The following is a 21701-nucleotide window of genomic DNA, read 5'->3' on the forward strand; positions in this document are numbered from 1 at the left end:
ACCGCGAAGTGCGCCGAGCCCGTGTGCTGGACGTACTCCATCATCGCGTCCTTCGACGACAGCGCCTGCTGCATCGGCACGTACTGCTTCCGGGTGTCGCGGTTGAACGCCAGGAAGAACAGCCCCGCCTCCAGGTGGCCGACGCCGTCGGAGCCGTCGACGAAGTTGTAGCCGCGGCGCAGGATCCGCACCCCGTTCAGCGCCTGGTGGGAGGCCAGCCGGACGTGCGCGTCCTCCGCGATCACCTTCTCGCCGCCCGCGCCGCCGACGTCCAGGTCCAGCTCGTCGAACTCCGCGGTCTGGCCGAGCGGGGCGCCCGATCCCTTGGTGCGGCCGATGATCTGCTGCTGGCCCTCGAGGGGTTCGCGATCCCAGGTCTCGATGTGCATCCGGATCCGGCGCGCCACGAGGTAGCTGCCGCCGGCCATCCACGGCTGGCCGTCGCCGGCCTGCGCCCACACCTGGTCGCGCAGGAAGTCGGCGTCCTCGGCCTTGATGTTGTTCGTGCCGTCCTTGAAGCCGAACAGGTTCCGCGGGGTCTGCTGCTCGCGCGAAGTCGACGAGCTGCGCCCGAAGCCGAGCTGGGACCAGCGGACCGCGGTGACGCCGAAGCCGAGCCGCACCAGGTTGCGGACCGCGTGCACGGCGACCTGCGGGTCGTCCGCGCAGGCCTGGATGCACAGGTCGCCGCCGCTGCGGGCCGGGTCGAGCTTGTCCTTCGGGAACAGCGGCAGGTCGATCAGCTGCGCCGGCCGCTTGGCCGCGAGGCCGAACCGGCCGTCGAACAGCGACGGCCCGAAGCCGATGGTCAGCGTCAGGTTCGCCGCCGGCAGGTCGAGCGCCTCGCCGGTGTCGCCCGGCGGGGCGTGCTCGTCACCGCCGATCGCGCCGCCGGGCACGACCTCCTGCCCGGCGGTCATCCGGCGGGCCGCCTCGGTCCACGTCTTCAGCAGCTGCCGCAGCTTCTCGCGGTCCTTGGTGGTGACGTCGAGGGCCGCGAAGTGCAGGTTGGCCTGCGCCGGCGTGACGATCCCGGCCTGGTGCTCGCCGTGGAAGTCGACGGTGTTCACCGACGCCTCGGCGTTGCCGCCGGTCGCCTTGTCGATCCCGATGCCGGCGGCGGCCCCCGCCCCGGCGAGCGCGACACCCGCGCCCGCCAGGCCGAACAGCTTCCGCCGCGAAACGCGCGTGCCTTCTTCTGCCGTCACTTGGAGACGACCTCCGCAACCTTGCTCAGCGGTTCGCTCAGCGCGTCGACGGCCGCGGCGAACTCCTTGACCTGGTCCTGGGACAGCTCGTTGTACAGCTTGAACCCGTCGCCCGCGCGCTGCTTGTCCAGCAGGCCCTGGACGTTCGCGAACTCCTTGTCCAAAGTGGACACGAGAGCCGCGTCCTTCACCTGCAGGATCGGCCGCAGCGCGGTGATCGCGCCCTTCGAACCGTCCAGGTTGGCCTGGAAGTCCCACAGGTCGGTGTGCGAGAAGGCCTCCTCCTCGCCGGTGATCTTGCCGGTGGCGACCTCGTCGAGGAGTTCCTTCGCGCCGTTGGCCAGGTCGAGCGCGGTCAGCTCCATGGTCTTGGACTTCGCGACCAGGTCCTTGACGTCGGTCACCAGCTTGTCGGCGATCTGGGGGCTGTCGGGCTGCAGGCCGGTCTTGAACAGGTCCTTTTCCAGCCGGTGGAACCCGGTGAACTGCTGGTTCGGCTCGAGGTCGGCTTCGCGGACGTCGATGGCCGGGTCCAGGTCGCCGAACTTCTCGGCCACCGGCTCGATCCGCTCGTAGTAGACGCGGGTGCGCGCGTACGCGGCCTTCGCCTCGTCGACCTTGCCCGCCTTGACGAGGTCGGCGAACTTCCCCGTCTCGTCCTGCAGCGCGGCGGTGTTGTTCGCGACGTAGTCCGCGTAGCTCTTGGTGGCCTGCGCCTTCTGCGAGTTGGCGTCGTCCTGCTTCGCGACGCCGCCGGTGATCGTGAAGTCGCCGCGGATGCCGTTGCCGGCCATGCCCGGCTTGCACGCGGTCTGGTACTTGCCGGCGTCGGCGACCTCGACGATCAGCCGCCGGTTCAGCCCGGGCGCGATGTTCTCGACCTCGCCCATGATCCGGTCGCCCTCGGCGTAGAGGTAGAACTCGGTGACCTTGGTGCCCTTGTTGGTGATCTCGAAGGTCAGGTTGCCCGCGTTGGCCGTGGTTGCGGAGACGGCGCACGCGGTGTCGGTGGCCTCGACCTTGATCGGACCACCGTCCGCGGCGGCGCCCGCGGTGTCGTTCTTGCTGTCGCACGCGGTCAGCGCCACCAGGGCGGTGGCGCCGGCCAGTACGGCCAGCGGGGTTCGACGGGTCTTGCGCACGGTCACTCCTTCGAGGCGGCCGCGGCGACGGGTGCCGGCGCGGTCTTGCTGGGCTTGAGGAACAGGGGCAGCACGATGGCGACGTAGGCGACCCAGGCGACGGCCTGCAGCACGGTCGTCTGCTGCGAGTAGTTGAAGATCCCCTTCAGCAGCGCGCCGAACCAGGACGTTTCGGGGAGCGTGGCCGAAGCGTCGAAGGCCAGCGTGCCGATCCCGGGCAGGAACGCGGCTTCCTGGAGGTCGTGCAGGCCGTAGCCGAGCACTCCCGCGGCGACGAACACCAGCAGGACGCCCGTGACCGTGAAGAACTTGGTCAGGTTGAACCGGACGGCGCCCTTGTAGAGCAGGTAGGCGAGCACCACCGCGGCCGCGATGCCGACGGCGAAGCCGATCAGCGGCTGCACGGTGTCCGACTGCGCGGTCTGGACGGCGGAGTAGAAGAACACCGCCGTTTCCAGCCCTTCGCGCCCGACCGCGAGGAACGACAGCAGCAGCACGGCCATCGGGCCGACGTTCAGCGCGTCGTCCATCTTCCCGCGCAGCTCGGCGGCGATGCTCTTGGCCGCCTTGCGCATCCAGAAGATCATCGCGGTGACGAACACGACCGCGACGATCGACAGGCTCCCGCCGAGCAGTTCCTGGTGCTCGAAGGACAGCTGGGCGGTCGTGTAGGTCAGGATGGCGCCGACGGCGACCGACAGCACCACCGCGGCGCCGACGCCGGGCCACACCCAGCGCAGCGCGTGCCGCCGCTCGGTCTTGACGAGGAAGGCCACCAGGATGCTGACGACCAGCGCCGCTTCCAGGCCTTCGCGCAGCCCGATCAGCGCGCTCGAGAACAACACCGGTCCGCCTCCCTGTTCCTTCGCTTCAGTGATGGTTTTAGGTAAGGCTCACCTGTAAGTCCAGCGCGCGTACGCCCGAGGGATCAGGATAAAACGGTCAAATGGGATCGCTGAGCGAAGTTAGGTTAGGGTAACCGCAGGTCAGGGCCTTGCGCGTCGACTCGGTAACAAAATGTGTGATGTCGCTGGCGGGGGAGGCGTTTTAACCCTCCGCTTGCCTGGTCAGACTGTTGGGGTCCCCTTGAGTGCGTCCGTAACCTGTTCGGGTGGCCGATACCGCTCAGCCGACCGTCACGCCTCCCGAAACCCCACCTTCGGGGGGACCGCCGCGGCGTTATCTCGGCCGGGCGGCCCTCGCGCTGGGACTCGTGCTCACCGGCGTGGTCCTGGTCGTCACCATCGGTGTCCGGAACCCGGACGCGCCGGCCGCGCCGCCGCCGGCACAACCGGCGCTGGCCATCCCGGAGCAGCGCCCGCAGCCCGGCGCGGAAGCCCCGCGCGCCGGCCTCGCCGCGCCGGTCGACCGGCCGCAGGTGTCCGACCAGGCGGAGCTGACCGCGTGGGCGACCCGCGTCGCGGACAAGACGCACGTCCCGGCGCGCGTGCTGGCCGCCTACGGCCGGGCGGAAATGTGGATGCAGCGCCAGCGGCCGACGTGTCACCTCTCGTGGGCGACCCTCGCGGGCATCGGCCGGGTCGAGACCGGGCGCGGGGAGTTCGACCTCGCGGCGATCGGCGCGGACGGCCGCGTCGTGAAGCCGGTCGTCGGCCCGCCGCTCGACGGATCGCCGGGCGTGCCGGCGGTGCACGACACCGACGGCGGCAAGCTCGACGGCGACAAGTCGTGGGACCACGCGATCGGCCCCATGCAGTTCCTGCCGTCGACGTGGAAGAAGTACCAGGAGCGCGCGAACGGCGACGGCGGCACACCGGACCCGCAGAACGTGGACGACGCGGCCTTCACGGCGGCGCGGTTCCTGTGCTCGGGCGGCGACGACCTGGGCACGCCGGCGGGCTGGTGGCGGGCGATCCTGTTCTACAACCAGGCCCTGACTTACAGCCAGGACGTCTTCAGCGCGGCGGACGCCTACGCGGAGGCGAGTGTCGCGCCCTGAGTCAGAGCTCGCGGTCCGCGAACAGCGGCGTGACGGCCATCAGCACCAGCAGCAGCAAGCCGGCGTAAGCACCAAGCGTGACGAACAACGACATTTCCGGTCCCTCCTGAGTGGGTCTGGCACCAGCTTCCCCCGCGGAGGGCGTGTCGCGGATCGGCCGAGGGGCCCGTGCGGATCAGCCGAACGGCCAGTCCCGCGCGGGCCGTTCGGCCCTGGTGCCCCGATCAGGACTCGTGCAGCGCGATACGCGCCTTGACCTCGTTGATCGCCTCGAGGTACTCCGGGACCGGGTTCATCGCCGAGGCCATCCGCATCTGGGCCAGCGCCTCGACGAACCGGCCGAGGCGCTGGAGGGTCCGGCCCAGGATGAACCGGGCATAGTGGTCCGTCGGATCCAGCTCCAGCACCCGCGTGAAAGCCTGTTCGGCCCGCCGCAGCTGCGCCGAGTGGAAGTACGCGCGCCCGGCCAGCAGGTGCACCGACGGCTTGTCCGCTTCGGAGGCCAGCAGGGGCTGCAACGCTTTCAGCGCGTCCAACGGACGACGACGGCCGACCAGCTCTTCGGCCTGACGGAAGGCATGAAAACCCGACTGCTCGGGAGGCTGCGAAGCAGCTGCGGCGTCCGTCATGGTCACTCCCACGATACCTCGGGAGAGGGGGGTTGCACACGCCCTGCGAACGGACGTGATGGACTGTGCCGTCATGAGCAGCGGGTACCGGGGCCTGGCGCCCTACCTCTACTACGCCGACGCCACGGCGGCGCTCGCCTGGCTGACCAGGGTCTTCGGGTTCAGCGAGCAAGTCCGGTTCTGCGACGCCGCGGGCGAGGTCTTCCAGGCGACGCTGTGCGCGGGCGACGCGCGGATCCAGATCGCGGGCGTCGGGCCGGACTACTGGCAGGCCAAGGGCGTCGACGGCCCCGTCGGCCAGCTCAACATCCTGTACGTCGACGACGTCGACGACCAGTACGAGCGGATCGCGGCCGCGCTCGGCGACGAGACCGAGCTGGAGCCGCCGCAGGACCAGCCCTACGGCGCGCGGGTGTTCACCGTCGCGGATCTCGGCGGCAACAGCTGGACGTTCTGGCAGCAGACGTCCGAGACCGTCGAGCTGCCGCCGGGCTGGCAGGCCGTCCGCTCGGGCGGTGAGTCCTCCGACGAGTGAACTGCGACGACGGCTAGGCTGGGGCCGTTACCGCAGGCCCGCCGACGCTCTCTTTCCCGCGGAGGCGGCGTAGACACAGCACAAAGCACCGAGGAGCATGGCGTGGCTCTCATCGAGCAGGTAGGCGCGCGCGAGATTCTGGACTCGCGCGGCAACCCGACGGTCGAGGTGGAGGTGGCTCTCGACGACGGCACCCTGGCGCGGGCCGCGGTCCCGTCGGGGGCGTCGACCGGTGAGCACGAGGCGGTCGAGCTGCGGGACGGCGACACCGGCCGCTACAACGGCAAGGGCGTCGAGCGCGCGGTAGCCGCGGTGCTCGACGAGATCGGCCCGGAGATGGTCGGCATCGAAGCCGTCGACCAGCGGATCGTCGACCAGAAGCTGGTCGACCTCGACGGCACGCCGGCGAAGTCCCGCCTCGGCGCGAACGCCATCCTCGGCGTCTCGCTGGCCGTCGCGAAGGCCGCCGCCGAGTCGGCCGAGCTGGAGCTGTTCCGCTACCTGGGCGGGCCGAACGCGCACGTGCTGCCGGTCCCGATGCTGAACATCCTCAACGGCGGTTCGCACGCGGACAGCAACGTCGACGTCCAGGAGTTCATGATCGCGCCGATCGGCGCGGAGACCTTCCGCGAGGCCCTGCGCTGGGGCACCGAGGTCTACCACTCGCTGAAGTCGGTGCTGAAGGGCCGCGGGCTCTCGACCGGTCTCGGCGACGAAGGCGGCTTCGCGCCGAACCTGGCGAACAACCGCGAGGCGCTCGACCTGATCCTCCAGGCCATCGAGAAGGCCGGCTACACCCCGGGCCGCGACGTCGCGCTCGCCCTCGACGTCGCCGCGACGGAGTTCTTCGCCGACGGTGCGTACACCTTCGAAGGCAGCAAGAAGAGCGCCGAGCAGATGTCCGCCTACTACGGCGAGCTGCTGGCGAACTACCCGCTCGTGTCGATCGAGGACCCGCTCAGCGAGGACGACTGGGACGGCTGGGTCACCATGACCGCCGAGGTCGGCGACAAGGTCCAGATCGTCGGCGACGACCTCTTCGTCACCAACCCGGACCGGCTCGAGGAAGGCATCAGCCGCCGCGCCGCCAACGCGCTGCTGGTGAAGGTCAACCAGATCGGCACCCTGTCCGAGACGCTCGACGCGATCTCGCTGGCCACGTCGTTCGGCTACAAGTCGATGATGAGCCACCGCTCCGGCGAGACCGAGGACACGTTCATCGCCGACCTGGCGGTCGCCACCGGCGTCGGCCAGATCAAGACCGGCGCCCCGGCCCGCGGCGAGCGGATCGCGAAGTACAACCAGCTGCTGCGCATCGAGGAGACCCTCGGTGACGCCGCCCGGTACGCCGGCGAGCTGGCCTTCCCGCGGTTCAGCGCCGAGGCCTGATCGCCCATGGCGGACCGGGGGAGAACGACGCGCAACCGCCGCGGTGGCGGCGGGGATTCGCGGACCGGCGGGCCCGCCCGGGCCCGCCGTCCCGAAGCGGCGCGGCGGCGCACCGGCGACGTCGAGACCACCAGGGACCGGCTGCGCCGGGGCCTGGCGGCGAAGCGGGCGTCGGGCGCGGCGAAGGTGCTCGGCATGTCCACCACCCGCCGCGCGGCGGTGGTGGCGATCGTGGTGTGCGCGCTGGCGTTCACCATCGCCGTGCCCCTGCGCACGTACCTCTCCCAGCGGACCGAGGTCCGCGAACAGCAGGCGCAGCAGGCTCAGCTGCAGCAGGAGGTCGCTCAGCTCCAAGGCCGCAAGGCGGAGCTGAGCGACCCCGCGCAGATCGAGGCCGAAGCCCGGCGGCGGCTGCGGTACGTCAAGCCGGGCGAAACGCCGTACATCGTCCAGCTGCCCGAGGACAAGGCGCCGGACTCGGCCCCGCCGGCGGGCCAGCAGCCGGCCACGGGCGGCTCCTGGTACGAGAACCTCTGGAACCAGGTCTCCGGCGGCTGAGGTTTTCATGCGCCCCAATGTGGCGTTGGTTGCGTCCAGCGCACCGAATGCCACTTTGGGTGCGTCCAACGCACCCAAAGCCACATTGGGGCGCTTGGGGCGCGGGCCGGGTGGCGGGGCCCACGCATTAACCTTGAGCGGGTGAACAGCACGCAGCAGCACCGGTTCGAGCCCGTCACCGACGCCGACCGCGAGATCATCGCGGAGCAGCTCGGGCGGCCGCCGCGGGCGTTGCGCGCCGTTGCCGCCCGATGCCCGAGCGGGCACCCGTCCGTGGTGCAGACCAGCCCGCGGCTGGAGAACGGCACGCCGTTCCCGACCCTCTACTACCTCACCTGCCCGAAGCTGAACTCGATGATCGGCACGATCGAGGCGTCCGGGATCATGAAGGAAATGACCGAGCGGCTCGCCACCGATCCGGACCTGGCCGCGCAGTACCAGCGCTGCCACGAGACCTACCTCGCCGAGCGCGACGCGATCGAGCCGCTCGGCCACCAGGTCACCGCCGGGGGCATGCCCGGGCGCGTCAAGTGCCTGCACGTGCACGTGGCCCACTCGCTCGCGGTCGGTCCCGGCGTCAACCCCTTCGGCGACGAGACCCTGGCGCTCCTCAAGACGAACGGGTGGCCATCGGGTGACTGCGCCGCGTAACGCCAGCGGCGCGTAAAGCGATAAACTGGTCCGGGTGACCGATCCGGCCAGGAGGGGTTCGAGCTATGCGCGTGCGGCGACTGCCAGACGCAGTCGGGAGCTACGCCCGAAGATTCGGGATCCGCCACCGCACCGCGTACCCGCTGGTCGCCGGCATCTTCGCCGTGATCCCCGCGCTGCTCGCCGGCGGTGGCACCCTCGGCTGGCTCGGCGGCAGCGGTGACCACACCCGGGATGCCTCGCTCGGCCAGGGCTACGACCCCGGCCACGCCGCCGCCCAGCAGATCGCCGTCGACGGCACGCTCCCCGGCACCCCCACCCCGCTGCCGCTGCCGGCCTACGAACTGCCCGACGGCCCCCTCGGCATCCCGGCCACCGCGCTCGCCGCGTACAAGAACGCCGCCGACGTCCTCGGCCGCGAGCAGCCCGCCTGCCACGTCGACTGGGCGCTGATCGCCAGCATCGGCCGGATCGAGTCCAACCACGCGCGCGGCGGCTACGTCGACGCGCAGGGCACCACCCGCGAACCGATCCTCGGCCCGCAGCTCGACGGCCAGGGCGGGTTCGCCGCGATCCCGGACACCGATCAGGGCGTGCTCGACACCGACGTCGTGTGGGACCGCGCGGTCGGCCCGACCCAGTTCATCCCGTCGACGTGGAAGGCCTACGCCTCCGACGGCAACGGCGACGGCAAGTCCGACCCGAACAACATCTTCGACGCGGCGCTCGCCACCGGCCGCTACCTCTGCTCCGGCGGGTTCGACCTGGCGAACCCGGACCAGCTGCGCGGCGCGCTCCACCGGTACAACAACTCCGACACGTACGTGAACACGGTGATCCTCTGGGCCGAGGCCTACCGCAACGGGATCATGCAGGTGCCGGACAGCACGGTGCCGATCGGCGCCCCGAACGCGGCCCTGGCGCCGGCTCCGCCGTCGATCCCGCCGCCACCGGTCCCGGCCACGACGCCGACGAGCCCGCCGCCGACGACACCGGGCACGACGACGTCGCCGACGACCAAGCCCTCGGTGTCGTGCGCCTCCCCGACGACGACAGTCACCACGACGACGGTCACGAGCACCACGACCGAGCCGTCGCCGACCACGAACCCGACGACGCCCACCGGTGAGACCTCACCGTCGCCGACCCCGACACCGACCTGCGGAGCGACGGTCACCTCGGTCAGCACGACGACCACCCCGACCACGACCACGCTCCCACCCGGCTGAGGCGCAAGCGTCACTTTCCTAGGGAAAGCTGCGTTTCGGGCCCCCGCGAGTGGCACTTTCATAGGGAAAGTGGCGGGCCGGTTAGGGTGATCGCATGCCTCGTGTTGCCGCGATCGACTGTGGGACCAACTCCATCCGCCTGCTCGTCGCCGAGCTGACGCCGCGCCACGACGGCACGGTCGACCTGCGCGACCTGCACCGCGAGATGCGGATCGTCCGCCTCGGCCAGGGCGTCGACGCCACCGGCAGGCTCGCTCCGGAAGCGCTGGAGCGGACGCAAGCCGCCCTCGCCGACTACACGGTCGCCGCGCGGCGCAAGGGCGTCGAAAAGGTGCGGATGGTCGCCACCTCCGCCACCCGCGACGCGAAGAACCGCGACGACTTCTTCCGCATGACCCGCGAAACCCTCGGCGTCGAGGCCGAGGTGATCAGCGGTGACGAAGAGGCGCGCCTCAGCTTCACCGGCGCCGTCGGGGAGCAGGACCCGGACGACGGCCCCTTCGTCGTGGTCGACGTCGGCGGCGGCTCGACCGAGCTGGTCCTCGGCACCTGGGACGGCAGGCAGGCCGAGGTGCTCGCCGCGAAGTCCGTCGACATCGGCTGCGTCCGGATCACCGAGCGCGCGCTGAAGAGCGACCCGCCGACCGCCGACGAGATCGCCGCCGCCCGTGACCTGGCCGGCAAGGTGCTCACCGACGCGTTCGACGTCGTCGACGTCGCCCGCGCCCGCACGTGGATGGGGGTCGCGGGCACGGTGACGACGCTGTCGGCGATCGCGCTGGGGTTGCCGGAGTACGACAGCGAGCGGGTGCACCTGTCCACATTGAGCGCGGCGGACATCGACCGCCTCGCGACGGAGCTGCTGCAGAGCGACCACGCCACCCGCGCGGCCAATCCGGTGATCCACCCGGGCCGCGTCGACGTGATCGGCGGCGGCGCGGTGGTGGTCCAGACCCTCGCCGAGCAGTTCGCGGCCCGCGGCGGCCCGACCGAGCTGGTCGTCAGCGAGCACGACATCCTCGACGGCATCGCCCTCTCCCTCGTCTGAGCTGCCGCGCCGGCACGCACCCCAGCCGGTCAGCAACCGCCGATCTCCCGTGCGCCCCGGGTTCGCGTGGAGCCGCTGTCGAGGAGATTGTCGCCAGGCAGCGTGCAGTAGTCGTAATCCGGGTACGCGAGCACGTCGACGCGGATCTTGACGTTCGTGGACCGGCAGTTGTACCAGTACGTGAACGGGTATTCCTCGCGATAGCCGCACGCGGCGGTGGTCCGTGCCGTGCCCGGCGCCGCCGAGACCGTGGTGCTCGCCATCGCCGCCGGTGCCCCTGCCAGCAAGGATTGGCCCGGATTCACGGCCTTCCGTTGACCGCTTGCGCGGCAGGGGAACTACCCGGCCTTGAAGGGTCGTTCATGACGCCGGACGTCATGACCGACCCCTTTCATGACGTGCGCGGCCGACCGACCGTTCGGCCGCTCGAAAGAGCTTGTGCCGCAACGCAAACCGTGGGTGAGCGGGCGATGACCAGCTGTCCGCGCTAGGCCATCCGGCGTATCCGGATTCCTACGTTTGTTGTCCTCCAACCAGGTGGTCCCGACGGTCGTCACTGATTTGCAACACCGCAGTCCTGTGATCGGCTTCGCCGCCCCCGATAGCGTGCGTCTCACCTTTTGGACGTCACGGATATGGAGGGGATCATGCGTCGTTCGCGCAGGCTCTGGGGACCCACGGTGGTGATGACCTCGCTGGCGCTCGTGCTGACCGCGTGCGGCGGTGGATCGGGCAGCTCCGCGGGCGCCGGCGAGACGGACCCGGACGGCACAGTCAGCGTCTACGGCACCGAACCGGAGAACGCGCTGGTCCCGACCAACATCAACGACCTGGGCGGCACCAAGGCGGTCCAGCCGATGTTCGCCACCCTGGTCGGGTTCAAGGGCGCGGACGCGAAGCCCTTCAACCTGATGGCGGAGTCGATCACCACGACCGATTCCAAGGTCTACGACATCAAGATCAAGCAGGGCTGGAAGTTCCACGACGGCACTGAGGTGAAGGCGCGCAACTTCACCGACGCCTGGAACTTCGGCGCCTACGCGCCGAATGGCCAGCTCAACACCGACTTCTTCTCGAACATCCAGGGCTACGCCGACGTCCACCCCGAAGACAAGAACGCCAAGCCGTCCACCGAGGGAATGTCCGGGCTGGTCGTGAAGGGCGACTACGAGTTCCAGGTGACGCTGAACGCGCCGTTCTCGGTGTTCGACATCAAGGTCGGTTACCAGGCCTTCGCGCCGCTGCCCGACGTGTTCTTCAAGGACCGCCCGGCCTTCGAGCAGCACCCGATCGGCAACGGCCCGCTCAAGTTCGTCTCGCGGACGCCCAACCAGGACATCAAGCTCACCCGCTTCGACGACTACAAGGGTGACGACAAGGTCAAGTTCAAGAACCTCGACATCAAGATCTACGCCAGCCAGGAGACCGCCTACCAGGACCTGCTGAGCGGGCGGCTCGACTTCATGGAGGCGCTGCCGCCGTCGGCGGTCGCCGGCGGCAAGTACAAGGCCGACCTCGGCGACCGGCTGGTGACCGGCCACCTGCTCGGGATCAGCACCATCAACATCCCGTACTACGTGCCCGGCTACAACAACCTCGACCTGCGCAAGGCCATCTCGATGGCGATCGACCGCGCGCAGATCACCAAAACCGTCATGAACGACACCTACGTGCCGGCGGACGGATACATCTCGCAGGGCATCCCCGGTGCGCGTCCCGGCGTCTGCCAGTTCTGCAAGTTCGACCCGGCGGCGGCCAAGGAGGCCTTCCAGAAGTCCGGCTTCAAGGGCAAGCTGACCATCGCGTCCAACGCGGACGGTGGCCGCAAGGAACCGCTGGTCGCGGCGTGCAACAGCATCAAGAACACCCTCGGTGTCGAGTGCGACTTCGTGCCCGCGACCGACTTCGGCCAGTGGCGCAGCATCGTGAACGGCCACAAGCTCACCGGCATGGGCCGCTCGGACTGGTCGGCGGACTACCCGTCCATCGAGGACTTCCTCAACCCGATCTACAAGACCGGCGGGTCCTCGAACGACTCGACGTACTCCAACCCGCAGGTGGACGCCCTCCTCGCGCAAGCGGACTCGACCGTCGACAAGGACGCCGCGGTCAAGCTGTACCAGCAGGCCGAGGACCTGATCGCGAAGGATCTGCCGACGATCCCGGTGTGGGACGAGAAGGGCACCGCGGCGAAGTCGAAGAACCTCAAGTCCGCGGCCCTGGACTTCCGGCGCATGCCGGACTACCCGTCCATCGAGGTCCTCAAGAAGTAGTGGTGACGCGCTGACCTGCCGCAACCACCACCACGCCGTCGTGAGTGAGAAACAGTGTTCTCACGCTGTTTCTCACTCACGACGGCCGGCGCGCACTAGGAACTCGTCATGATCCGCTATGTCCTGCGACGGCTGCTCCAGCTGGTCCCGGTGTTCTTCGGCACCACGTTCCTCATCTACGTCCTAGTCTGGGCCGTGCCCGGCGACCCCTTCTCCGGCAAGTGCGGCCAGGTCGCCTGCCCGCCGGCCTACATCGCCGCGATGACCGAGAAGTTCCACCTGGACGACAACCTCTTCGTCCAGTACTTCAAGTACCTCGGGAGCCTGTTCACCGGCGACTGGGGCGAAACCTTCAACGGCACCTCGGTGGGCGAGCTGATCGCCACCTCGTACCCGATCACGCTGCGCCTTGCCGTGATCGCGGTGGTCATCGAAGCGGTCATCGGGCTCACCGCCGGCGTGCTGACCGGCCTGCGCGGCAAAGGGTTCCTCGACAACCTGGTGCTGGTCTCGACCACCTTCCTGATCTCGCTGCCGGTCTTCGTCACGGCGATCGTGCTGCAGCTCGCCCTGGGCACCAACGGCCTCGGCCTGATCGAAGCGAGCGTGTCGGCCGACCCGAGCGTCGGCGAGCTCATCGTGCCCGGCATCGCGCTCGGCAGCCTGTCCATGGCCTACGTCGCGCGGCTGTCGAGAACGAGCATCGCCGAAAACCGCCGCGCCGACTACGTGCGGACGGCGATCGCCAAGGGGCTGCCGACCAGCCGCGTCGTCGGTGTCCACCTCCTCCGCAACTCGGTGATCCCGGTGCTCACGTTCCTCGGCACCGACCTCGGCGCCCTGATGGGCGGCGCGATCGTCACCGAGGGCGTGTTCAACATCAACGGCTTGGGCGGGCTCATCTTCCGCGGCATCCAGAACCGCGAGAGCGCGACCGTCGTCGGCGTCGTCGTGCTGCTGGTGCTGGTGTACCTGCTGATGAGCCTGCTCGTCGACCTCCTGTACGCCGTTCTCGACCCGAGGATCCGTTATGACTGACCCGAACCTGGTGGGCGGCGGCGGGGCCGACGCGGCCGAGCTGTCCCGCGTCGACGACTCCGCCACCGGCCCGCACAAACCCCGCAGCCTGTGGGGCGACGCGTGGCGCCAGCTGCGGCGCAAGCCGGCGTTCGTCGCCTCCGCCCTGATCATCGCCCTGATCGTGCTGATCGCGATCGCGCCCGGCCTCTTCAGCTCGCGCGACGCCGGCTTCAGCGATCTGACGCACGCCAACGAAGGCCCCTCGGCGGAAGCCTGGTTCGGCTACGACAACCAGGGCGCCGACGTGTACGCCCGCACGATCTACGGCACCCGCGCGTCCCTGCTGGTCGGCGTGTTCTCGACGCTGCTGACGGTGCTGTTCGGCTCACTGGTCGGCATCTTCGCCGGCTACTACGGGCGGTTCGTCGACAGCCTGCTGTCGCGGTTCGGCGACATCTTCGCCGGGCTGCCGTTCGTGCTCGGCGCGATCGTCATCCTGACGACGTTCAACGCGCCCGGCGCCAACCCCGGCGCGGTCACGATCATCGTCCAGGTCGTCTGCTCGATCGCGGTGCTGAGCTGGCCGGTGGCCATGCGGATCATGCGCTCGGCGACGCTGGTGGCGAAGCAGCTCGACTACGTCAAGGCCGCGCGCGGCCTCGGCGCGAGCACGCCCCGGATCATCTTCCGGCACCTGTTGCCCAACACGATCGCGCCGGTGCTGGTGTACGCCACCATCGCGCTCGGCGCGTTCATCGGCGCCGAGGCGACGCTGGCCTACCTCGGCATCGGCGTGCGCGCGCCGGTGATCTCGTGGGGCGTGATGATCAGCGACTCGCGGGACTACTTCCGCGCCGATCCGCACATGCTGCTGTTCCCCGGCGCCTTCGTCACCCTGACCGTGCTGGCCTTCGTGATGCTGGGTGACGGCATCCGCGACGCGCTCGATCCGAAGTCGAGGTAGCTCCCTTGTCCGACAACGAACTCCTGCTCGAAGTAGAGGATCTGCACGTCGAGTTCCGCACCTCCGACGGGGTGGCGAACGTGCTCAACGGCGTCGGCTACTCGGTGCACGCCGGTGAGACGCTGGCCGTGCTCGGCGAGTCCGGCTCCGGCAAGAGCGTCACGGCGCAGACCGTGATGGGCATCCTCGACATGCCGCCCGGCGTGATCACCGGCGGCGCCGTGCGCTGGCGCGGCGAAGACCTGCTGAAGGCGTCCGACGAACGCCGTCGCGAGGTGCGCGGCAGCGAGATCGCGATGATCTTCCAGGACGCGCTCTCGGCGTTGAACCCGGTCTTCACCGTGGGCTTCCAGATCGAGGAGCAGCTGCGCGTGCGGCTCGGAATGTCCAAGAAGGACGCTCGCAAGCGCGCGATCGAACTGCTCGACATCGTGCGCATCCCGGCCGCGGACCGGCGGATCAAGGACTACCTGCACCAGTTCTCCGGCGGCATGCGCCAGCGCGCGATGATCGCGATGTCGCTCGCGCTCGACCCGGACCTGCTCATCGCGGACGAGCCGACCACCGCGCTCGACGTCACCGTGCAGGCCCAGATCATGGACCTGCTGGCCGAGATCCAGGCGGAACGGAAGATGGGGCTCGTCCTCATCACCCACGACCTGGCCGTGGTCGCCGAGGTCGCCGACCGGATCGCGGTGATGTACGCGGGCCGGATCGTCGAGCAGGCCGACGTCACCGAGCTGTTCCGCGCGCCGGCCCACCCCTACACCGCCGCGCTGATGGACTCCCTGCCCCGGCTCGACCTCAAAGGACAGACGCTGGAAACCATCAAGGGCCTGCCGCCCAGCCTCCTCGACATCCCGCCGGGCTGCGCGTTCCACCCACGCTGCAAACGGGCCGAAGCGCGCTGTGCCGAGGAAGTCCCGCCGGCGCACGCGATCGGCTTCGGCCGGACGAGCGCGTGCCACTTCGCCGAAGAAGTGGTGGTGAACTCCCGTGCCTGAACCTGTTCTCTCCGTCAGCGACCTGACGAAGTACTTCCCGGTGCGCACCGGCATCCTGTTCAAGCGCACGATCGGCCAGGTCAAGGCCGTCGACGGCGTCTCGTTCGACCTGATGCCGGGCGAGACGCTCGGCGTCGTCGGCGAGTCCGGCTGCGGGAAGTCGACGCTCGCCCAGGTGCTGATGCGCCTGGAGGAGCCGACCGGTGGCAGCGCGAAGTTCGAAGGCCGCGACATCTTCGCGATGCGCGGGGCCGAGCTGCGCAAGCTGCGGCGCGAGATCCAGATCGTGCTGCAGGACCCGTACACCTCGCTGAACCCGCGGATGACGGTCGGCGACATCGTCGGCGAGCCGTTCGAGATCCATTCCGAGGTCGCGCCCAGAGGATCGCGGGCGGGCAAGGTGCGGGAGCTGCTGGACGTCGTCGGGCTCAACCCGGAGCACCTCAACCGGTACCCCCACCAGTTCTCCGGCGGGCAGCGCCAGCGCATCGGCATCGCGCGGGCGCTGGCCCTGCGGCCGAAGGTGATCATCTGCGACGAGCCGGTGTCCGCGTTGGACGTCTCGATCCAGGCGCAGGTGATGAACCTGCTCGGTGACCTGCAGGGCGAGTTCGGGCTGTCCTACGTGTTCATCGCGCACGACCTTTCGGTGGTGCGGCACCTGTCCAACCGGGTCGCGGTGATGTACCTCGGCAGGATCGTCGAGATCGGCACCGACGAGGAGATCTACGAACGACCGTCCCACCCGTACACCCAGGCGCTGCTTTCCGCGGTGCCGGTGGCGGATCCGGCGGTGCGCGGGCGGCGGCAGGTGATCCGGCTGACCGGGGACGTGCCGAGTCCCCTGGATCCGCCGTCCGGGTGCCGGTTCCGCACGCGGTGCTGGAAGGCCGAGGACCGGTGCGCGTCGGAAGTACCGGAGCTGGTCCCCAGGACGGACGGGCACTTGTCAGCTTGTCACTTCGCGGAGCCGAAGTCGGTTGTTCCATAACGTACGTTCGGCCGTTGTTTACGCATTGTCCGATCTATACGGTGCAGGAACCGCTTTCCGAGGAGGAGAATCGTGAAGAGACCCAGGCTTTTCGCCGCGGCCATGGCCGTCCCGCTGTTCGGGGCGCTCTCGGCCGTCGCGGTGCCCGCCGCTTCGGCGCAGCCCGCCCTGGCCGGCCCGGCGACCGAGTTCACCGTGCTCGCCAAGGACGTCCAGAGCGTCGCGAGCGCGCAGAAGGCGATCCGCGACGCGGGTGGCACGGTCCTCGAGACCAACACCGCGGTCGGCCTGATCAAGGCCAGCGCTCCGGCCACCGGGTTCACCGAACGCGTGACCGGGAACCGCGCCGTGTTCGGCGCGGCCAAGGCCCAGGCCATCGGCTCGGTGCCGAAGGCGGGCAAGAAGGTCAAGCGCGACGCCGGCGTCGAGAAGGAAGGCCGCGGAGCCGCTTCGAAGAAGCAGGCCGCTTCCGCGCCGGTGGGCATGGACCCGCTGGACGACCAGCTCTGGGGCCTCAAATCCGTCCGCTCGGACCTTTCGCGCACCAAGCAGGCCGGCAGCAAGCAGGTCAAGGTCGGCGTCATCGACACCGGCATCGACGGCACGCACCCGGACATCGCGCCGAACTTCGACCTGGCCGATTCGCGCAACTTCACCCGTGACATCCCGACCGACGTCAACGGCGTCGAGGTGGACGGGCCGTGCGAGTTCCGCGGCTGCGTCGACCCGGCCAACCACGACGACGGCGGCCACGGCACGCACGTCGCCGGCACCATCGCCGCCGCGGCGAACGGCTTCGGCGTCTCCGGTGTCGCGCCGAACGTGACGCTGGTGAACATCCGCGCCGGCCAGGACTCGGGCTTCTTCTTCCTGCAGCCGACCGTGGACGCGCTGACCTACGCCGGCGACGCCGGCATCGACGTGGTCAACATGTCGTTCTACACGGACCCGTGGCTGTACAACTGCACGGCGAACCCGGCGGACTCGGCCGCCGAGCAGGCCGAGCAGCGCACGATCATCGAGGCGACGCAGCGGGCGCTGAACTACGCGCACCGCAAGGGCGTCACGATGGTGGTCGCACTGGGCAACGAGCACACCGACCTCGGCGCGCCGCAGCCCGACACCACCAGCCCGGACTACCCGGCGAACAGCACGCACCCGCGGCAGATCGACAACTCGACCTGCCTCAACCTGCCGACCGAGGGCAACCACACCATCGGCGTGGGCTCGTTCGGGCCGTCGCAGAGGAAGGCGGACTACTCCAACTACGGCCTCGAGCAGATTTCGGTGTCGGCACCAGGCGGCTTCTTCCGCGACGGCTTCGGCACGCCGTGGTTCCGCACGGTCGAGAACGAAATCCTTTCGACGTACCCGAAGAACGTCGGCGTCGCCGAAGGCAACATCGACGCGGACGGCAACATCACGCCGGCCGGTGTCACGGCGGGCATCAAGAAGGCGACCGCGGCCGACGGCCGGGTCGGCTACTACCAGTGGCTGCAGGGCACATCGATGGCGACCCCGCACGCGGCCGGCGTCGCGGCGCTGATCGTCTCGCAGTACGGCAAGAAGGCGTCCGGCCAGTTCGGGATGGACCCGGACAAGGTCCAGCGGGTCCTCGAGGGCACGGCGGCGAAGATCGCCTGCCCGGTGCCGCGGACGGTGGACTACCTGAAGGAGGGCCGCGACGCGACGTTCACGGCCACCTGTGAAGGCGATCCGGCGTTCAACGGGTTCTACGGCCACGGCGCCGTCGACGCCTACGCGGCGGTGACGCGCGGGTCGCAGTACCTGAAGTAAGGCTCGTGAAAAAGGCCGCCCCGGGAAGCCAACCTTCCCGGGGCGGCCCGCGTGTATCACGGGAGTGGGGGTGTTCCCATGACCGTGCGTGAACCGGCGCTGCCGGTGGATCCGAGACTGCCGGGCGAGCCGACGGTGCTCGAGGTGGGCGGCACGCGGCTGTGGCTGGCCCGCCGCGGGGTGCTGGTGTGGCTGCCGACCCGGCTGCTCGCCCTGCGCATCGGCGGGCGTCGCCTCCGTGGCGTGGGGACACCCACGTACTCGATCGTCCTCGCGGTCTTGTGGGTGTCCATCGGGGCACTGTTCACCGTGGTGGAGCTGCCGGGCCGGGTCGCGGTGCTGGCCGTCATGTTCGCCGTGTCGCAGATCCTTCGCTGGCGCGGGGTGCAGAGCCGTGAGCAGCTCGTCGAGGGCCTGGCCGGCACCGAAGCACCGCCCCCGCTCCGGGTGGCGGCGAAGCAGGTCGGCTGGTGGTACCTGACCTCGACGGCGCTCACGTTCGTCGGCGGGGCGGTGCTGTGCGCGGCATCGTTCCTCACCGCGCCGCAGTTCACCTGGAAGCACTGGTATTCGCCGTCCGTGGCGCTCGGGACGCACACGTTCGCGCTGGCCGTCGGCGCCGGCGCGACCGCGCTGGTCGTCGGCCGGGTCCTCCGCGCGCCGGTGATCGCGGAGGACGGAACATCGCGGCTGGTCGACGGGATTCTGCGCGCCGAGGACCCCTACCGGTTCGCCCCGAGCGGCGTGTACGCCGTGCTGGCGATGCCGGGTTACGTGGTCGACTGGGCGACGCCCGGCCTGCTGGGCTGGGCCGCGCTGGCGTACTTGGTGACCGTGGTCGTCCTCCAGCTGATCGGCTGGCTGCTGGTCTGCTACCGCTACCGCCGGCTGCCGCCGGGTTTCTACGGCCGGTAAACCTTTCCGGCGCTTCGGGCGTGTACCACGGGACAGGGGAGGGATTCCGATGGTGGTGGACGGACCGGTGGTGACGGACGCGGAGCGCGCGGCGGCCGGACGCTGGCTGGTCAAGCACCGTGTCGAGGTGCCGACGCTGACCGACCTGCTGGCGTTGCGCCTCGGCTTCCGCGGTGGCGCCCGGCCGCCCGGGTCGTGGCGGTGGGCGGCCGCGGCGATCCTGGTGATGATGGTCGCCAACGTGGGTTACCTGTGCCTGGAGTTCCTGCCCGGCGTCCGCGGCGAGGAACTGACCGACAGCGCGTACCTGTTCTTCCTCATGATCGTCCTGCAGCTGTCCGGCTGGGTGCCGGTGCGGGTGCGCGACCGCCAGGCACGGGCGCTGCTCGGGACAAGAGCGATCGAGCGCCCGCCGGGTGCCGGAATGGGCGGCTGGGACATCGCGGCGCTGCTGGTCACGTTCGGCGGAGGCACCGCGCTCGCCGTCACGATCTTCGTGACGACACCGTTCCGGACGTACGCGTGGAGCTGGCTCGGTCTCCTGGCGCTGGGCGGCGTGGTCACGGCGGTGATCCTGACCGGCATCCTCCGGCGCCCGGTCATCGCGGAGGACGAGACGTCCCTGGCCGTGGACGCCGCCGTGCGCATCGAGGACCTGCTCCTCGCGATGCCCGCGGTCTACGCGGTACCCCTGCTCTTCGAGCCGATGACCGACAACGCGCAGCCGCCGGGGTACACCCCGTGGCTGATCGGGTACGCGGCCCTCGCGGTGGCAACTCAGGCCGTCGCCGGCTTCGTGGACCGGCGGCGGAGCCGGGCGATCCTGGCCGCAGTGGCCTGACGGTGGTGCCCGGCCGGACCGGGCACCACCGCGGAACTCAGCGGTTCGACGCCTTCTTGACGAACTTCGCCAGGTCCTTCGACTGCTGCACCCTCGTCGGCTCGTGGACGTACATCATGTGGCCGGCCGGGTAGTACGCCGTGTCGACGTTCTCCCGCAGCTCCTCGGGGATCCGCAGGTGGGCCAGCACGTGCTCGGCCGCGTAGTACGCCGTCGCGCCGTCGTAGTGGCCGAAGGCGACATGGACGCGAAGGTGCGGGTTCGCGCGCATCGCCGCGCTCACCGAGTCGACCACCGACACCGAGCGGCCCTCGAAGTCCGAGTACGACCACGCCTTGAAGGTGTCTTCGCTGATGAGCTCGTACGGGAGGTCGTTCTCGTACCCGAGTTCGGCTCGCACGTAGTGGTTGAACGACGCCGCGTACGCGCCGATCACGCGGGAGATCGACGGGTCGTCGCTCATGTGCTCGCGGCCGCCGTCCGGTTCCCACGTCGTGAACCGGCCGTCCATCCGGCCGACCGTCAGGCCGCGGTCGCGCAGCAGCTCGGTGAAGAACCGGACGTGCTCGATCCGCAGGTTCACGCGGTCCACATAGGACTCGGTCAGCCCGGTCAGCGACGCCAGCGTGGCCACCGCCTCGGCCCTGTCCTGTGTGGACAGCCGGGCGCCGCGGGCGAGCGCCCACGGCAGGTCCTTCGCCGCGAAGTCCTCGGCGTCGGCGAGCACGTCGTCGAGCGGGCGCTCACCGTGGAGGCCGTGGTAGTGCGCGATCGCCGCGTACGTCGGCACGTACAACGAGTACGGCAGGTCGTTGCCCTCGGAGAACTGCAGCGTGCCCAGGTCGAGCACCGACGAGATGAGCAGCAGGCCGTTCAGGTAGAGCCCGTGCCGGTCCTGCAGGTGCGCGGCCAGCCCGGCGGCGCGCAGCGTGCCGTACGACTCGCCGGCCAGGAACTTCGGCGACAGCCAGCGCTGGTGCCGCGACACCCACAGCCGGATGATCTCGCCGACCGACTCGATGTCGCCCTTGAAGCCGTGGAAGTCCTTGGTCTCCTCGCCGCCCGAGACCCGCGAATAGCCGGTCGACACCGGGTCGATGAACACCAGGTCGCTGTGCGCCAGGAGCGTCTCGGGGTTGTCGGCCAGCCCGTACGGCGGCGGCACCAGGTCGTCGACGTCGCCCGACAGCACCCGGCGCGGCCCCAGCAGGCCCATGTGCAGCCAGATGCTCGACGAGCCGGGGCCGCCGTTGAAGGCGAACGTCACCGGCCGCGAGCCCGGGTCGGCGTCGTCGAGGGTGTAGGAGGTGATGAACACCTCCGCCTTCGCCTTGAAGCCCTCGGACTTGCCGTCCTTCATGATCTCCTTGCGGAGGACGATCCGCCCCGCCTTCGCGGTGTACGCGAGCTTCTTCCGCTTCACGGTCAACGTGTGCTGGGTGGTGACGATGTCGTCGGTCGGCTCGGCCGGGATCTCCGTGGTTTCCGGATCCTTCTTTTCGGGAGCCTCTTCGGGGGTGGTGTCCGCCATGGACCCAACTTAGTGG

21 protein-coding genes are annotated in these 21701 nt (G+C 69.8%); 15 read left to right on the forward strand and 6 right to left on the reverse strand.

Going from position 1 to position 21701, the window contains the following annotated elements; translation table 11 throughout:
• The 3 genes from efeB to efeU all read right to left on the reverse strand — a co-directional run.
• Positions 1-1208 (reverse strand): iron uptake transporter deferrochelatase/peroxidase subunit (efeB, locus tag AB0M82_RS35660; RefSeq protein ID WP_364731691.1); only part of this gene is annotated, 1208 nt, incomplete at its 3' end.
• Positions 1205-2356, reverse strand: a complete 1152-nt coding sequence (gene efeO, locus AB0M82_RS35665) for an iron uptake system protein EfeO (protein ID WP_364731693.1) — start codon at positions 2354-2356, stop codon at positions 1205-1207. The genes efeO and efeB, both read right to left, overlap by 4 nt.
• The gene (gene efeU / locus AB0M82_RS35670; RefSeq protein ID WP_364731696.1) at positions 2353-3195 is read right to left on the reverse strand and encodes an iron uptake transporter permease EfeU; all 843 of its coding nucleotides are present in this window, start codon (positions 3193-3195) and stop codon (positions 2353-2355) included. Before efeU ends, efeO begins: the two co-directional genes overlap by 4 nt.
• A 368-nt stretch (positions 3196-3563) precedes the next feature.
• On the opposite strand from efeU, the gene AB0M82_RS35675 reads away from it, so the two are divergent.
• Positions 3564-4310, forward strand: coding sequence for a murein transglycosylase (locus AB0M82_RS35675; protein WP_364731835.1), 747 nt, complete (start codon positions 3564-3566; stop codon positions 4308-4310).
• Between the two features lie 224 nt (positions 4311-4534).
• Here AB0M82_RS35675 and AB0M82_RS35680 read toward each other — a convergent pair whose 3' ends face one another.
• Positions 4535-4939: a tetratricopeptide repeat protein gene (locus AB0M82_RS35680; protein WP_364731698.1), complete on the reverse strand. Its 405-nt coding sequence runs from the start codon at positions 4937-4939 to the stop codon at positions 4535-4537.
• A gap of 73 nt (positions 4940-5012) precedes the next feature.
• Here AB0M82_RS35680 and AB0M82_RS35685 point away from each other — a divergent pair, with 73 nt between their 5' ends.
• The 6 genes from AB0M82_RS35685 to AB0M82_RS35710 all read left to right on the forward strand — a co-directional run bounded on the left by AB0M82_RS35685 (position 5013) and on the right by AB0M82_RS35710 (position 10349).
• Complete coding sequence (locus tag AB0M82_RS35685) at positions 5013-5474, forward strand: VOC family protein (RefSeq protein WP_364731700.1); 462 nt, start codon at positions 5013-5015, stop codon at positions 5472-5474.
• A 102-nt stretch (positions 5475-5576) separates the two neighbouring features.
• Complete coding sequence (gene eno / locus AB0M82_RS35690) at positions 5577-6863, forward strand: phosphopyruvate hydratase (protein ID WP_364731702.1); 1287 nt, start codon at positions 5577-5579, stop codon at positions 6861-6863.
• A 6-nt stretch (positions 6864-6869) separates the two neighbouring features.
• On the forward strand, positions 6870-7421 hold the full coding sequence (locus AB0M82_RS35695; RefSeq protein ID WP_364731704.1) for a septum formation initiator family protein: 552 nt from the start codon (positions 6870-6872) through the stop codon (positions 7419-7421).
• A gap of 141 nt (positions 7422-7562) precedes the next feature.
• Positions 7563-8072 (forward strand): DUF501 domain-containing protein, encoded by a 510-nt coding sequence (locus AB0M82_RS35700; protein WP_364731707.1) that lies wholly within the window; start codon positions 7563-7565, stop codon positions 8070-8072.
• A 65-nt stretch (positions 8073-8137) separates the two neighbouring features.
• Positions 8138-9301 carry a lytic murein transglycosylase gene (locus tag AB0M82_RS35705; protein WP_364731709.1) on the forward strand — a complete coding sequence of 388 codons (1164 nt, stop codon included), beginning with the start codon at positions 8138-8140 and terminating at the stop codon, positions 9299-9301.
• A 94-nt stretch (positions 9302-9395) separates the two neighbouring features.
• Positions 9396-10349 carry a Ppx/GppA phosphatase family protein gene (locus AB0M82_RS35710; RefSeq protein ID WP_364731711.1) on the forward strand — a complete coding sequence of 318 codons (954 nt, stop codon included), beginning with the start codon at positions 9396-9398 and terminating at the stop codon, positions 10347-10349.
• A gap of 29 nt (positions 10350-10378) precedes the next feature.
• Here AB0M82_RS35710 and AB0M82_RS35715 read toward each other — a convergent pair whose 3' ends face one another.
• Positions 10379-10612, reverse strand: coding sequence for a DUF6355 family natural product biosynthesis protein (locus tag AB0M82_RS35715; RefSeq protein WP_364731713.1), 234 nt, complete (start codon positions 10610-10612; stop codon positions 10379-10381).
• A gap of 384 nt (positions 10613-10996) precedes the next feature.
• Here AB0M82_RS35715 and AB0M82_RS35720 point away from each other — a divergent pair, with 384 nt between their 5' ends.
• From AB0M82_RS35720 to AB0M82_RS35755, 8 genes are all read left to right on the forward strand, one after another.
• Positions 10997-12622 (forward strand): ABC transporter substrate-binding protein, encoded by a 1626-nt coding sequence (locus AB0M82_RS35720; protein WP_364731715.1) that lies wholly within the window; start codon positions 10997-10999, stop codon positions 12620-12622.
• 108 nt (positions 12623-12730) lie between these two features.
• On the forward strand, positions 12731-13660 hold the full coding sequence (locus tag AB0M82_RS35725) for an ABC transporter permease (RefSeq protein WP_364731718.1): 930 nt from the start codon (positions 12731-12733) through the stop codon (positions 13658-13660).
• Entirely contained in the window at positions 13653-14606 is a 954-nt protein-coding gene (locus AB0M82_RS35730) for an ABC transporter permease (protein ID WP_364731720.1), read from the forward strand. Before AB0M82_RS35725 ends, AB0M82_RS35730 begins: the two co-directional genes overlap by 8 nt.
• Positions 14607-14611: 5 nt before the next feature.
• Positions 14612-15610 carry an ABC transporter ATP-binding protein gene (locus AB0M82_RS35735; protein ID WP_364731723.1) on the forward strand — a complete coding sequence of 333 codons (999 nt, stop codon included), beginning with the start codon at positions 14612-14614 and terminating at the stop codon, positions 15608-15610.
• Positions 15603-16601, forward strand: a complete 999-nt coding sequence (locus tag AB0M82_RS35740) for a dipeptide ABC transporter ATP-binding protein (RefSeq protein ID WP_364731725.1) — start codon at positions 15603-15605, stop codon at positions 16599-16601. The genes AB0M82_RS35735 and AB0M82_RS35740 overlap by 8 nt, the downstream gene beginning before the upstream one ends.
• Before the next feature lie 102 nt (positions 16602-16703).
• The gene (locus tag AB0M82_RS35745; RefSeq protein WP_364731837.1) at positions 16704-18398 is read left to right on the forward strand and encodes a S8 family serine peptidase; all 1695 of its coding nucleotides are present in this window, start codon (positions 16704-16706) and stop codon (positions 18396-18398) included.
• Positions 18399-18476: 78 nt separating this feature from the next.
• Positions 18477-19313 carry a hypothetical protein gene (locus AB0M82_RS35750; protein WP_364731727.1) on the forward strand — a complete coding sequence of 279 codons (837 nt, stop codon included), beginning with the start codon at positions 18477-18479 and terminating at the stop codon, positions 19311-19313.
• Between the two features lie 49 nt (positions 19314-19362).
• Positions 19363-20154 carry a hypothetical protein gene (locus tag AB0M82_RS35755; protein ID WP_364731730.1) on the forward strand — a complete coding sequence of 264 codons (792 nt, stop codon included), beginning with the start codon at positions 19363-19365 and terminating at the stop codon, positions 20152-20154.
• 37 nt (positions 20155-20191) lie between these two features.
• Here AB0M82_RS35755 and AB0M82_RS35760 read toward each other — a convergent pair whose 3' ends face one another.
• A complete protein-coding gene (locus tag AB0M82_RS35760) occupies positions 20192-21685 on the reverse strand; it encodes a peptidase S10 (protein ID WP_364731733.1) in 1494 nt (497 codons plus the stop codon).
• Positions 21686-21701: the final 16 nt, after the last annotated feature.

This window comes from Amycolatopsis sp. NPDC051128, from assembly GCF_040682715.1.
GTDB lineage: Bacteria > Actinomycetota > Actinomycetes > Mycobacteriales > Pseudonocardiaceae > Amycolatopsis.